At 65.2% G+C, this 12,127-nt stretch carries 14 protein-coding genes; 9 read left to right on the top strand and 5 right to left on the bottom strand.

The features are described 5' to 3' along the window. Positions 1-63 precede the first annotated feature (63 nt). Positions 64-1,101, bottom strand: a complete 1,038-nt coding sequence (locus JHD59_RS20775) for a LysM peptidoglycan-binding domain-containing protein (RefSeq protein ID WP_103321704.1) — start codon at positions 1,099-1,101, stop codon at positions 64-66. A 125-nt stretch (positions 1,102-1,226) separates the two neighbouring features. Here JHD59_RS20775 and def point away from each other — a divergent pair, with 125 nt between their 5' ends. The 9 genes from def (at position 1,227) to JHD59_RS20730 (ending at position 10,370) form a co-directional block, all read left to right on the top strand. After that, the gene (def, locus tag JHD59_RS20770) at positions 1,227-1,730 is read left to right on the top strand and encodes a peptide deformylase (RefSeq protein ID WP_103321703.1); all 504 of its coding nucleotides are present in this window, start codon (positions 1,227-1,229) and stop codon (positions 1,728-1,730) included. Between the two features lie 71 nt (positions 1,731-1,801). Beyond that, a complete protein-coding gene (gene fmt, locus JHD59_RS20765; RefSeq protein ID WP_199155645.1) occupies positions 1,802-2,725 on the top strand; it encodes a methionyl-tRNA formyltransferase in 924 nt (307 codons plus the stop codon). Positions 2,726-2,773: 48 nt separating this feature from the next. Continuing rightward, positions 2,774-3,631: a zinc metalloprotease HtpX gene (htpX, locus tag JHD59_RS20760; RefSeq protein WP_043624000.1), complete on the top strand. Its 858-nt coding sequence runs from the start codon at positions 2,774-2,776 to the stop codon at positions 3,629-3,631. A 71-nt stretch (positions 3,632-3,702) separates the two neighbouring features. Beyond that, positions 3,703-4,953: a 16S rRNA (cytosine(967)-C(5))-methyltransferase RsmB gene (gene rsmB / locus JHD59_RS20755; RefSeq protein WP_199155644.1), complete on the top strand. Its 1,251-nt coding sequence runs from the start codon at positions 3,703-3,705 to the stop codon at positions 4,951-4,953. Further along, positions 4,940-5,512, top strand: coding sequence for a DUF4390 domain-containing protein (locus tag JHD59_RS20750; protein WP_233164434.1), 573 nt, complete (start codon positions 4,940-4,942; stop codon positions 5,510-5,512). Before rsmB ends, JHD59_RS20750 begins: the two co-directional genes overlap by 14 nt. After that, positions 5,512-7,614 carry an ATP-binding protein gene (locus JHD59_RS20745; RefSeq protein WP_103319060.1) on the top strand — a complete coding sequence of 701 codons (2,103 nt, stop codon included), beginning with the start codon at positions 5,512-5,514 and terminating at the stop codon, positions 7,612-7,614. Before JHD59_RS20750 ends, JHD59_RS20745 begins: the two co-directional genes overlap by 1 nt. Beyond that, on the top strand, positions 7,614-8,882 hold the full coding sequence (locus tag JHD59_RS20740) for a sigma-54 dependent transcriptional regulator (RefSeq protein WP_043624010.1): 1,269 nt from the start codon (positions 7,614-7,616) through the stop codon (positions 8,880-8,882). Before JHD59_RS20745 ends, JHD59_RS20740 begins: the two co-directional genes overlap by 1 nt. Before the next feature lie 154 nt (positions 8,883-9,036). Next, positions 9,037-9,795: a molybdopterin-synthase adenylyltransferase MoeB gene (locus JHD59_RS20735; RefSeq protein ID WP_199155642.1), complete on the top strand. Its 759-nt coding sequence runs from the start codon at positions 9,037-9,039 to the stop codon at positions 9,793-9,795. Positions 9,796-9,983: 188 nt separating this feature from the next. Further along, entirely contained in the window at positions 9,984-10,370 is a 387-nt protein-coding gene (locus JHD59_RS20730) for a DUF4440 domain-containing protein (RefSeq protein WP_199155641.1), read from the top strand. A 156-nt stretch (positions 10,371-10,526) separates the two neighbouring features. Here the strand turns inward: JHD59_RS20730 and JHD59_RS20725 are convergent, their stop codons facing one another. The 4 genes from JHD59_RS20725 to JHD59_RS20710 all read right to left on the bottom strand — a co-directional run. After that, on the bottom strand, positions 10,527-11,012 hold the full coding sequence (locus JHD59_RS20725; RefSeq protein ID WP_199155640.1) for a TlpA disulfide reductase family protein: 486 nt from the start codon (positions 11,010-11,012) through the stop codon (positions 10,527-10,529). A gap of 20 nt (positions 11,013-11,032) precedes the next feature. Then, on the bottom strand, positions 11,033-11,446 hold the full coding sequence (locus JHD59_RS20720) for a thioesterase family protein (protein WP_043624021.1): 414 nt from the start codon (positions 11,444-11,446) through the stop codon (positions 11,033-11,035). A gap of 29 nt (positions 11,447-11,475) precedes the next feature. Beyond that, complete coding sequence (locus tag JHD59_RS20715) at positions 11,476-11,853, bottom strand: VacJ (RefSeq protein ID WP_199155639.1); 378 nt, start codon at positions 11,851-11,853, stop codon at positions 11,476-11,478. 13 nt (positions 11,854-11,866) lie between these two features. Then, positions 11,867-12,127, bottom strand: a 261-nt coding sequence (locus tag JHD59_RS20710) for an energy transducer TonB (RefSeq protein WP_199155638.1), incomplete at its 5' end; no start/stop codon positions are given.

Genomic DNA, 12,127 nt, shown 5'->3' with positions numbered 1-12,127 from the left:
GGAAGCCAACGGGGCCGATGCCGGGCGTCAGCGCCAGCCGCAGCCAGGCGCGCGGGGTCGGGCTCATTCGGCGTCCGGCGGGGCGATGCCGTCGCCGACATAGATGGCGCCCGCGCTGTCCAGCACCAGGCCGTAGGACACCTTGTCGAAGACGCGATAGATGAACAGCTTGCCGGCCTGCTCGGTTGGCAGCTGCGCCTGACGCTTTTTGCCGGCGGCGTCGGCGATTTCGATGGCGCCGCCCTTCTTGAATATGCCGAACACCATGCCCGGCTCCACGCCGGCGGCGCTGCCCAGGTTCACCGCCACCGTGGAATACTGCGCGGCGCCGTCCACGCCCTGGTAGCTGGAGATGATCTTGCCGTGCATGCCGTCTTCGGCAGGGTGGGGCACGTAATTGACGAAGGACTCCTTGGGCGCGCGCACCAGGCGGTCGCCTACCAGCACTTCGCCGGCGACGCTGCGGATGCGCAAGGTCTGGATGTCGGCGCGCAGCTTGTCTACCACCAGATCGCCCCCATATACCGCTTCAACCCCCAGCGCTTGCTGGCTGTCCGGGTCTACCAGAGTCTTGCCCAGGCGATAGGCCTGCCAGCTGCCGGTCTCGTTGACGCCGCTGGCGTAAACGCGGTCGCCCGGGCTCAGGCTGAGGCGCTCGTCCGGGCCGGCCACCAGTTTGGGGCCAAGGGCGAATTGTTCGGGATTGACGATCAGCGGGCGAACCATGAACGGCTCTATGGCTTCGGCAGGGATGCTGGCGATGGCTTGGTCGAGCTCCTCGACGCGGGCCTGCGGCGACAGCTTGACCTCGCGCGGCGTGTCCGATGCCAGCGACAGCCTGGGCTGGCCATTGACGTAGTCCAGTGCCAGCACGTCGCCCGGATAGATCCAGTGCGGATTGCGCACTTGCTCGCGGTTCATCCGCCACAGCCGCGGCCATTGCCACGGGCTGTTCAGATAACGGCCGGCGATGCCCCACAAGGTGTCGCCTTTGGCCACGGTGTAGCGCGACGGCGCGTCCGGCTTGATCGCCAATTCGTCGGCAAATGCCGTAACGGACAACGCCAGAGCCAGGGCAAGCGATATAATGCGCTTAAGCATGAATGGATTCCAATTCTTGATGCCGGCCGACAGACGCCGCGGCCGGGGGCTGAACGAAGCTGCGCCGAACCGCTCTATTATCCACGCGGGCGCGGCGATACGACAACTTGGAGTGAATGATAGCGATGGCGCTGTTGAACATTTTGCATTACCCGGACGACAGGCTGCACACCGTGGCCAAGCCGGTGGAAGTCTTTGACGCCGCTCTGCAACAGCAGATCGACGACATGTTCGAGACCATGTACGAGGCCAAGGGCATCGGCTTGGCCGCCACCCAGGTGGACTACCACTACCGGCTGGTGGTGATGGACATCTCGGAGGAGCGCGATGAGCGCCGGGTGTTCATCAACCCGGAAATCGTCGAGAAGGACGGCGAAACCGTCTACGAAGAGGGCTGCCTGTCGGTGCCCGGCATCTACGACAAGGTGACCCGCGCCGAGCACGTCAAGGTGAAGGCGCAGGACCGCGACGGCAAGCCGTTCGAGCTGGAGGCCGATGGCCTGCTGGCGATCTGCATCCAGCATGAGATCGACCACCTGAACGGCGTGGTGTTTGTGGAGCGGCTGTCGCAGCTGAAGCAGAACCGCATCCGCAGCAAGCTGAAGAAACGCGAAAAACAAAATATGTAAGACCGGCCGACAAGCCGGTGATCAACGGCGCTGCGGGACGGCGCCGTTGTCATGAGCGGGAAGCAATAACGATGAAATTGATATTTGCCGGCACGCCGGAATTCGCCGCCGCCGCCTTGCGCGCGCTGATCGCCGCGGGGCACGAGATCCCGCTGGTGCTGACCCAGCCGGACCGCCCGGCCGGCCGCGGCATGAAACTGAAGCCCAGCCCGGTCAAGGAAGTGGCGCTGGCGCATGGCCTGCGCGTCGAGCAGCCGGAAAAGCTGCGCGGCAGTCTGGAGGCGCAGCAGATGCTGCGCGACATCGGCGCCGATCTGATGGTGGTGGCCGCCTATGGCCTGATCCTGCCGCAGGACGTGCTGGACATCCCGGCGCGCGGCTGTCTGAACATCCACGCCTCCCTGCTGCCGCGCTGGCGCGGCGCGGCGCCCATCCAGCGCGCCATCCTGGCGGGCGACCATGAAACCGGCATCACCATCATGCAGATGGACGTGGGCCTGGATACCGGCGACATGCTGAGCATCCACCCGCTGGCCATCGCCGATGACGAAACCGCCGCCACGCTGCACGACAAGCTGGCCGCCTGCGGCGCGCAAGCCATCGTCGAGACTTTGGGCCGCCTGGATGAAGTCGTCCCGCAACAGCAGCCGGAAGACGGCGTCACCTACGCCCAGAAGCTCAGCAAGGCCGAGGCCGAGATCGACTGGACGCTGCCGGCGGCGGACGTCGCCCGCGCCATCCGCGCCTACAACCCGGCGCCGGGCGCGTTCACCTCGCTGAACGGCGAGCCGCTGAAGCTGTGGATGGCCAGCGCCGAAGCCGGCCAGGCCGAACCCGGCGTGGTGGTGGCGGCCGACGCCGACGGCGTGCTGGTGGGCGCCGGCGAGGGCCTGGTGCGCGTCAGCGTGTTGCAGGCAGCCGGCGGCAAGCGGCTGGCCGCGCGCGACTTTGTCGCCGGCCGCGCCAGCCTGGCGGGAACCCGGCTGGGGGTATGAGACTCCAAGCATCTGTTTGATTGTCAAGCGGGTTTTGAGAGGGAGAGCATGAACGACAACTGGTTGAAGACCACGGTGCTGATGGCGGCGATCCTGGCGCTGTTCGCCCTGATCGGCGGCATGATAGGCGGCAAGGGCGGCATGATGCTGGCCTTGCTGTTCGGCGGCGCCATGAACGTGTTTGCCTGGTGGAATTCCGACCGCATGGTGCTGTCGATGTACAACGCGCAAGAAGTCGACGCCAACAGCGCGCCGGAGTTCTATGCCATGGTGGCGGAGCTGGCGCAGCGCGCCGGCCTGCCGATGCCGCGTGTCTACGTGATCCACGAAGAGCAGCCTAACGCCTTCGCCACCGGACGCAATCCGGAAAACGCCGCGGTGGCCGCCACCACCGGCATCATGCGCATGCTGGACTACCGCGAACTGCGCGGCGTGATGGCGCATGAGCTGGCACATGTCAAACATCGCGACACGCTGATCTCGACCATTTCCGCCACTATGGCCGGCGCGATTTCCGCCCTGGCCAACTTCGCCATGTTTTTCGGCGGCCGCGACGAGAACGGCCAGCCGGTGGGCCTGCTGCCGCGCCTGGCCGTGGCCTTTCTGGCGCCGGTGGCGGCCAGCCTGATCCAGATGGCGATCTCGCGCGCCCGCGAATTCGAAGCCGACCGCGGCGGCGCCGAGATCTCCGGCGATCCGCTGGCCTTGGCCTCGGCCTTGCAGAAGATCGAATACTACGCCCGCGGCATCGCCATGCCGACGGCCGAGGCCCATCCGGAAACCGCGCAGATGATGATCATCAACCCGCTGTCCGGCGGGGGCGGCGTAGGCGACCTGTTCCGCACCCACCCGCATACCGAAGAACGCATCGCGCGGCTGAACGACATGGCGCGCGGCGTCTACTGAACGCATATATTGAGTATCCGACCCCAGGCCAGTCCACTGCGGACTGGCCTTGCTTCATCGAAAGAATCCACATGCATCACATCCAGCGGCTGGCTGCCGACATCCTGGGCCGAATCGAGGCTGGCACCACTCTGACCGACGCGCTGGCCGACGCCCAGCGCCAGCAAGAACAGCTGACGCCGGCCGAGCGCGGCGCGCTGCAGGACTTGAGCTACGGCAGCCTGCGCCACCTCGGCGTGCTGCGCCACTGCCTGCGCCAGCTGGTGCCGCGGCCGCTGCCGGAGCCGCAGCTGGAGCGCCTGCTATTGGTGGCGCTGTATCAGCTGCAGCACACCCGCGCCGCGCCTTATGCCGTGGTGAACGAAGCGGTGACTTCGGCCAGCGGCATCGCCCGCGGCAAGTTCAAGGGCCTGGTCAACGGCGCGCTGCGCAACTTCCTGCGCCGCCGCGACGAAATCCTGGACGCCGCCGCGCGCGACGACGTGGCCGCCGCCAACCACCCGGACTGGTGGGTGGCGCGGCTGCGCGAGGCCTACCCCCAACAATGGCAGGCGGTGCTGGCCGCCAGCAACGCCCATCCGCCGCTGACGCTGCGGGTCAATCGCCGCGAGGGTTCGGTGGCGGAGTATCTGGCGCAGCTGGCCGCGGTCGGTATGGAAGCCAGCGCGCTGGGGGACGAGGCGGTGCAGCTGGCCAAGCCGGTGGCGGTGCGCGATCTGCCCGGTTTCGCCGACGGCGCGGTGTCGGTGCAGGACGAGGGCGCGCAGCGCGCCGCGCACTGGTTGGACCTGCAGCCCGGCTTGCGCGTGCTGGACGCCTGCGCGGCGCCTGGCGGCAAGACCGGCCACATGCTGGAGCTGGCCGATGTCGAACTGACCGCGCTGGACATCGACGCGGCCAGGCTCGCCCGCGTGGGCGACAATCTGCAGCGGCTGGGTCTGAACGCCGAACTGCGCCAGGCCGACGCGGCGCGGCCGCAGGACTGGTGGGACGGACGCCCGTTCGACCGCATCCTTGCCGACGTGCCGTGTTCCGCCTCGGGCGTGGTGCGCCGCCATCCGGACATCAAATGGCTGCGCCGTCCCGGCGATTTCGCGGCGCTTGGCCGGCAACAGGCGGCGATGGCCGACGCGCTGTGGACGCTGCTCGCCAGCGGCGGGAAAATGCTATACGCTACCTGCTCGATTTTTCCGGAAGAAAACTGCCAGCAATTGGAGAGCTTCCTGCGGCGTCACCCGGATGCGGTGCGTCTGAAAGAGGAGCAACTATTGCCCTGTGAGCGTCATGACGGCTTTTATTACGCGCTGCTTGAAAAACATTAGCCTGATTGGGCTGCTGCTGTGCTGTCTGGCGGCCGCCGCCTGGGCCGACACCATCGCGTCCCGCCGGGCCGAGGCCGAAGTGATGCCGGACGGCACGCTGTCGGTCAGCACGCGCTTTTTGACGCGGCTGACGCCCAGCCTGAACGAGGCGCTGCAGCAGGGCGTGGTGCTCGGTTTCCGGCTGGAGTTCCAGCTGATCAAGCCGCGCACCACCGCTTATTACCTTAGCCTGCGCGAGTGGTTCGACCCGCACGCGCAGATCGGCTTCAAATTGGCGTATCAGCCGCTGACCGGCCGTTACCGCGTCAGCATCGGCAGTCTGTCCAACTACTATCCTACTCTGCGCGAGGCGCTGGCCTCCATCGGCGCGATTCAGGGCTGGCGTGTGCTGAATGCCGGCACGCTTGACCCGAAGAAGCCCGGCAATGTGGCCGGCCAGGTCCGCTTGCTGCTGGATATCAGCGAGCTGCCCAAGCCGTTCCAGATGAATGCGCTGGGCTCCGACGACTGGACGCTGGAGTCGGACTGGATCAAGCTCGACGTCAAGGACGCCAACTGATGCGCTACGCCTCCATCGCGATGGCGACCGTCGGGGCGATCCTGCTCTATCTGCTGGCGGTGGCCACAGGCAACGCCTCCAAACTCAACGACTATTACTGGTGGGTGTTCGGCCTGAACAGCCTGCTGTTGTTGGCATTGCTCAGCGTGGTGGCGCGCCAGTTGCTGCGCTTGCGGCAGCGGGTGAAAAACCGCGTGTTCGGCGCCAAGCTGACGCAGAAACTGGCGATGATGTTCGCCGGGGTGGCACTGGTGCCGGGCTTGTTGGTGTTCACGGTATCCGCCCAATTCCTGACGCGCAGCATCGAAAGCTGGTTCGACGTGAAAGTCGAGGCGGCGCTGGACCGCGGCCTGGTGCTGGGCCGCAGCGCGCTGAATTACGTGCTGGACGATGTCGGCCGCAAGGGACGGCTGGTGCAGGAAGAAGTGGCGGTGCTGCCAGATGGGCAATTGCAGAACCGGCTGAACCGCTTGCGCGATCAACTGGGTTTGACCGAGATCGCCGTATTCAACCGCGGCAGCGGCCAGATGGTGGCGTTTTCCGGCGCCGGCAAGCCGATGCCGCTGACGCATGAAGCCTTGCGCGGCGTGCGTTTGCAACATCCGCAGCAAACCATAGAAAACGATGGCAACAGCGGGCTGTCGCTGCGGGTGCTGGTGGCCTACCGCACGCCGGGCGAGGAAACCCGGGTGCTGCAATTGAGCCAGGCCGCGCCGGCCGACATCAGCCGCGACGCCGAGCAGATCGAGAGCGCCCGTTCCGAATACCGCCAGCTGCTGTTGGCGCGGCATGGCTTGCGCACCTTCTACATGCTGACGCTGGCGCTGGCGGTGCTGCTGGCGCTGACGGCCGCGCTGGCCTTCGCCTTGTTCCTGTCCGAGCGTTTGTCCGCTCCGCTGTCCGAGCTGGCCGCCGGCACCCGCGCCGTGGCGCAGGGCGACTTTTCCAAGCGCCATCCGGTGTATCGGCGCGACGAGCTGGGCATGCTGACCACGCTGTTCAACCGCATGACGCAGCAATTGGACGAGGCGCGGCAGCAGGCGGAAAAAAGCCGCGGCGAGCTGGAAGGCGGCAAGCTTTATCTGGAAAGCATACTAGCCAACCTGTCGGCCGGCGTCATCGCCTTTGGCGGCGACTGGCAGATCCGCGCCGCCAATAGCAGCGCCTCGCGCATTCTGGGCGTGGAGTTCAGCCGCTTGGCCGAGCACCGTTTCCCGGAGTGGGGGCAGGAAATGCCGGCGGTGACGCCGCTGGTGGAAACGGTGATGCAGCATGCCGACAGCGACGTCGAAACCGATTGGCAGACCCAGCTGAATTATGAAACCAGCCAGGGCGAGCGCATCCTGCTGGTGCGCGGCGCGCGGCTGCCGGAGCACTCCAGCGACGGCTACGTGCTGGTGTTCAACGACATCACCGAACTGGCCCGCGCCCAGCGCGATGCGGCCTGGGGCGAGGTGGCCAAGCGGCTGGCGCATGAGATCCGCAATCCGCTGACGCCTATCCAGCTATCGGCCGAACGGCTGGCGATGAAGCTGGCCGACAAGCTGGAAGGACCGGATGCCGATATGCTGAAACGTTCCACCGATACCATCATCAAGCAGGTGGGCGCGCTCAAGAGCATGGTGGACGCTTTCCGCGATTATGCCCGCGCGCCGAAGATCAAACTGGTCAAACTTGATCTCAATCAGGTGATTCGAGAAGTGATGACTCTTTACGAATCCAATCCTGCTGTTAAGATTGCGCTGGACGATATGCCGCTGATGATCATGGGCGATGCCGCCCTGCTGCGCCAGGTGCTGCACAACCTGATGCAGAACGCCCAGGACGCAGTCCTTGACGTTGGCATCCCGATGATTCAAATTAGCAGCCGACAAGAAGAAGGAAACGCGCTCGTCTGCGTCGAGGACAACGGGGCCGGCTTTGGCCCGGACATCCTGCGGCGCGCGTTCGAGCCTTATGTGACTAGCAAAGCCAAGGGCACCGGTCTCGGACTGGCCGTGGTCAAGAAGATTATGGAAGAGCACCATGGACAGGTCATCTTGGGGAATGCCGAACGGCAAGGCGCGCGCGTCCTTCTTTCCCTGCCATTGCTGGAGGCCTAATGCGTAGCAGCGATATTTTGATTGTGGACGACGAGATCGGTATTCGAGAACTGCTCTCCGAGATCCTGCAGGACGAAGGTTATACCGTGGCCCTGGCGGAAAATGCCGAGGTGGCTCGGCAGTTGCGCAACCAGACGCGCCCCGCGCTGGTGCTGCTCGACATCTGGATGCCGGACTGCGACGGCGTGACCCTGCTGAAGGAGTGGGCCAAGTCCGGCTTGCTGAACATGCCGGTAGTCATGATGTCCGGCCACGCCAGCATCGACACCGCGGTGGAGGCCACCCGCATCGGCGCATTCGACTTCCTCGAGAAACCGATCGCCCTGCAGAAGCTGCTGACCACGGTGCAGCGCGCGCTGAAATACGGCGACATGCAGGCCAATACCTCGCTGAACTTGGACAAGCTGGGACGCAGCGAGCCGATTCAGGAGCTGAAGCGCCAGCTGGAGCGCGTGGCCAAGGTCAAATCGCCGGTGCTGTTGACCGGCGAATCCGGTTCCGGCTTCGAGCTGGTGGCGCGCTTTTTCCACCAGGGCAATACGCCCTGGGTGACGCCGGCCAAGCTGGAGCAACTGGCCGACGCGCCGCTGGAGCTCTTGCAGAAGGCCAACAACGGCGTGTTGTACCTGCCGGAGATCGGCCAGTACAGCCGCCGCGTGCAGCAAGGCCTGCTGTTCCTGCTGTCCAAGCTCGACCGCTTCAATGTGCGCCTGATCTGTTCCTGCAGCCGTCCGCTGCAGGAGCTGCTGGTGGACCCGGAGTGCGACAACCGCCTGCTGACCGCGCTGTCCAGCGTGATTGTGCCGATCCCGCCGCTGCGCGAGCACGCCGAGGACATCACCTTCATCGCCGAGCAGATTCTGGTCGAACTGGTGGAGTCCAAGCAGGTGCCCGGCCGCAAGCTGACCACCGCCGCGCTGAACGCGATGCGCCAGTATGACTGGCCGGGCAACCTGGAGCAGCTGCGCAGCATCATCAAGAGCCTGGCGCTGACCGCGGAATCCGACGAGATAGACGCCGCCGAGGTCAACAAGGTGCTGGCGCAGTTCCGCCACGAAAAGCCGGTGGAAGAGTCGGGCTTCGACTTCAACATTCCTCTGCGCGAACTGCGCGAACAGCTGGAGCGCCGCTACTTCGAGTACCACATCTCGCTGGAAAACGGCAATATGAGCCGGGTGGCGCAGAAAGTGGGCTTGGAGCGCACGCACTTGTACCGCAAGCTCAAGCAGCTGGGCATCAAGTTCGCCCGCAAGGTGGCGGAAGAGTAAGGCAAAACGCCTGATGCTGCGTCGAGGTAATGTTGGGCTTCGCTTTGTTCAGCCCAACCTACGAGGCGCGCCTTGTCCCGGATGTTTTGTACGGACGCAATCGCTTATCGACGCCAGCCTTCCCGGCTGGCGTTTCGCATTCTGGAGCATGAGCATGGAGCAAGACCGCGAGCTGGACGACGAGGCGCTGCTGCGCTACAGCCGCCACATCCTGTTGCCCGAGATCGATATCGAAGGCCAGCGCCGCCTGCTGGCCGCGCGCGCGCTGATCGTCGGCGCCGGCGGGCTGGGCTCGCCGGTGGCGCTGTATCTGGCCAGCGCCGGCATCGGCCATCTGACCATCGTCGACGACGACACGGTGGAGCTGTCCAATCTGCAGCGGCAGATCGCCCACGATACCGCCAGCCTGAAGCAGGGCAAGGCTGAATCCGCCGCGCGGCGCATGCTGGCCTTGAATCCGTCCATCGAGGTCCGGCCGCTGGCTGAGCGCCTGTCCGGCGATCGTTTGATAGCAGAGGTGGCGGCGCACGATCTGGTGCTCGATTGCTCGGACAACTTCGCCACCCGCCACGCGGTCAACCGCGCCTGCGTGGCCGCGCGCGTGCCCTTGGTGTCCGGCGCGGCGGTGCGTTTCTCCGGCCAACTGGCGGTATTCGACAGCCGCGACGCGGCCTCGCCGTGCTATCACTGTCTGTTCCCGGACGAGGGCGAGGCCAGCGACGGCCCGTGCGCCACCTTCGGCGTGCTGTCGCCCTTGGTCGGCGTGATCGGCAGCCTGCAGGCGGTGGAAGCGATCAAGCTGCTGGCCGGCATCGCGCCAGCGCTGGGCAAGCTGACCCTGTACGACGCGCTGGGCGGCAGCTTCAAGCAGATCCGCGTGCCGCGCGATCCGGCTTGCGCGGTGTGCCGGTAGGGCGGAAGCCCGGCTAAAGCCGGGCGTTCCGCCTGGTAGAGTTTATTCTATTGGCAGCCTCGTAGCGCGGGTTGGCTTCGCCATACCCGCGACACCTTGGACTTGCGTGAGTTTCGCGAAGAGACATAAATAGACCGCGGGTATGGCCTGCCGGCCAACCCGTATTACGCGTGGAAGGGAGTGGATCGATGCCTGAATCTCTGGTTCAAACGCTATCAAGATTAGAAGCTGAACTGCATCAGCCTGCGGTGCGCCGGAATGGCGCCTGCGTTCGCGCGCTGCTTCATCCTGACTTTGAAGAAGTTGGACGGTCTGGCCGTCTATACAGCCGTGAAGCCCTTGTGGGCGCCTTGGCGAACGAGGCCGAAGGAAGCGCCGCCGAAGTCATCACCGCGGACTCGTACGTCGCAACTGACTTGGGGCAGGGGATCGCCCTTTTGACGTATCGCTCAGCTAGGAAGCAGGAGGACGGGCGCCTGGAGCGTCATACATTGCGCTCATCCATTTGGGTCAGGGTCGCTGGCGAGTGGCAACTTCGTTATCACCAGGGAACCGCCGCTGCCGACGTCTGGTAGACATATGGATGGCTCGGGCTGAGTCTTCGCACGCGCGAAGCGCTTCTGGCCTTTCGCGTACTCGCCCTCTGAAAAAGACACCGGGCGTCCCACCCGTTGCGCAGGTCCCGACGAAAGGCGGAACGCCCCAAGGGGGCTTCCGCCCTACGACGGGGCTTACAGCTGCTGCTCGATCAGCTTGCGCACTTCCGGGAAGTTCATCACGCCGACATAGCGCTTGATGATGTTGCCCTGCTTGTCGATCAGGAAGGTCGTGGGCGCCAGCTGGATGTCGCCGAAGGCCTTGGCCGCCTCGCCCTGGGTGTCCAGCGCGACGAAGAACGGCAGCTGGTTCTTAGCAACGAAGCTCTGCACGTAATTGGGCGGATCGTAGCTCATCGCCACCGCCAGCACGTTCAGTCCCTTGCTGCCATACTCCTGATGCAGCTTCTTGATCTCCGGCATTTCCTCGACGCAGCCGGGGCAGCTGGTGGCCCAGAAGTTCACCAGCACCACCTTGCCTTTCAGCGCCGAAGTGCTGGTGGTGACGCCCGCCAGCGAGGTCAATTTCACTTCCGGCGCGGCCTGGCGCGCGAACAGCAGGGAGTAGGCGACGCCGGCCACGATCAGCAGCGCCACCAGGATCAGCAAACCTTTCTTCATCTCGCGTTCCCGCCTTCGTTTCAGGCCGACTGGGCCTGTATCAATTCCAGCGCGTCCTTCAACGGGCCTTCCAGCACCACGGCCTTGCCGGCGCGGGTGTCGAACACCACGAAGGTGACGTCGGCCTGGGCGACCAGAGTGTCCGTGCCGTCCAGCAGCACGCGCTGGTGGATCACCGCGCTGCGGTTGCCTATCGACTTGACGGCGGTTTCGATGAGCAGCATTTCGCCCATGGTGGCCGGGCGCGCGTAGTCGATATTGATGTTGACCACGGCGAGGCCCAGGCCGCTTTGCAGGAATTGCGCCAGCGTGCCGCTGTCCTCGAAGCAGTTCCAGCGCGCTTCTTCCAGGAACTCCAGGTAGCGCGCGTTGTTGACGTGGCCGAACAGGTCCAGATGATAGCCGCGGACCTTGATCCGGGTGTGATGTGCCATGTGTTTCCCCTTTGTTGTGTGTGTGGCGATTAGTCGGCGCGGCCGTCCAGGTCCAGCGGCACGAAGGCTTCGCGTTCCAGCGGCTCCGCCACCAGGTCGGTCAGCACCGAGTGGATTTCCAGCTTGAACCATTGCTGGAACAGGTTCGGGCTGATGTTCTGCGGCCACAGGCTTTGGTCTTCGCACCAGTCGGCCAGTTCAGCCTCGAACAGCTGGCGGTAGCTTTGCAGCACGAAGCGGCGCGCGGCGTCGGCGTCGTCGGCCGGCGGAATCAGCAGCGCGTTGCAGTCGGCGGCCAGCGCCTCCAGCGTCAGTTGCGGGTCGATGGCGCCGGGCAGGCTCTTGAGCCAGGCGAGAAACGGCGCCTGCGGGCGCAACAGCGCGAGGCTGCGGTTGACTTCAAACATGATGCATCCTTGTTCAATGGCTGGACAACAGGTTGTCGCGGGTGAAGACGAATTTCTGGCTGATGCGCAGCGTCGGGTTGCGCGCGGCCAGCGAAGAGGGAAACGGCGCGAACGGCGAGGCCAGTTCGACGATGCGCTGGGCGGCCTGGTCCAGCACCGGAGTGCCGGACGAGCGGCTGACGCGCATGCCATGCAGGCTGCCGTCGGCCGCTATCGTCACCTCCAGTGTCACCGCGCCATGCAGGCCGAGGCGGCGCGCCTCGTCCGGATAATT

The organism is Chromobacterium sp. ASV23 (assembly GCF_016428945.1).
GTDB lineage: Bacteria > Pseudomonadota > Gammaproteobacteria > Burkholderiales > Chromobacteriaceae > Chromobacterium > Chromobacterium sinusclupearum.
The sequence above is the reverse complement of the archived record's forward strand: the minus strand, read 5'-3'. Positions and strand labels throughout refer to the sequence as shown.

Excerpts from the sequence above, each read along its gene's own strand:
- JHD59_RS20775 (WP_103321704.1), bottom strand. The coding sequence starts at position 1,101 with ATGCTTAAGCGCATTATATCGCTTGCCCTGGCTCTGGCGTTGTCCGTT.
- def (WP_103321703.1), top strand. The coding sequence starts at position 1,227 with ATGGCGCTGTTGAACATTTTGCATTACCCGGACGACAGGCTGCACACC.
- fmt (WP_199155645.1), top strand. The coding sequence starts at position 1,802 with ATGAAATTGATATTTGCCGGCACGCCGGAATTCGCCGCCGCCGCCTTG.
- htpX (WP_043624000.1), top strand. The coding sequence starts at position 2,774 with ATGAACGACAACTGGTTGAAGACCACGGTGCTGATGGCGGCGATCCTG.
- rsmB (WP_199155644.1), top strand. The coding sequence starts at position 3,703 with ATGCATCACATCCAGCGGCTGGCTGCCGACATCCTGGGCCGAATCGAG.
- JHD59_RS20745 (WP_103319060.1), top strand. The coding sequence starts at position 5,512 with ATGCGCTACGCCTCCATCGCGATGGCGACCGTCGGGGCGATCCTGCTC.
- JHD59_RS20740 (WP_043624010.1), top strand. The coding sequence starts at position 7,614 with ATGCGTAGCAGCGATATTTTGATTGTGGACGACGAGATCGGTATTCGA.
- JHD59_RS20735 (WP_199155642.1), top strand. The coding sequence starts at position 9,037 with ATGGAGCAAGACCGCGAGCTGGACGACGAGGCGCTGCTGCGCTACAGC.
- JHD59_RS20730 (WP_199155641.1), top strand. The coding sequence starts at position 9,984 with ATGCCTGAATCTCTGGTTCAAACGCTATCAAGATTAGAAGCTGAACTG.
- JHD59_RS20725 (WP_199155640.1), bottom strand. The coding sequence starts at position 11,012 with ATGAAGAAAGGTTTGCTGATCCTGGTGGCGCTGCTGATCGTGGCCGGC.
- JHD59_RS20720 (WP_043624021.1), bottom strand. The coding sequence starts at position 11,446 with ATGGCACATCACACCCGGATCAAGGTCCGCGGCTATCATCTGGACCTG.
- JHD59_RS20715 (WP_199155639.1), bottom strand. The coding sequence starts at position 11,853 with ATGTTTGAAGTCAACCGCAGCCTCGCGCTGTTGCGCCCGCAGGCGCCG.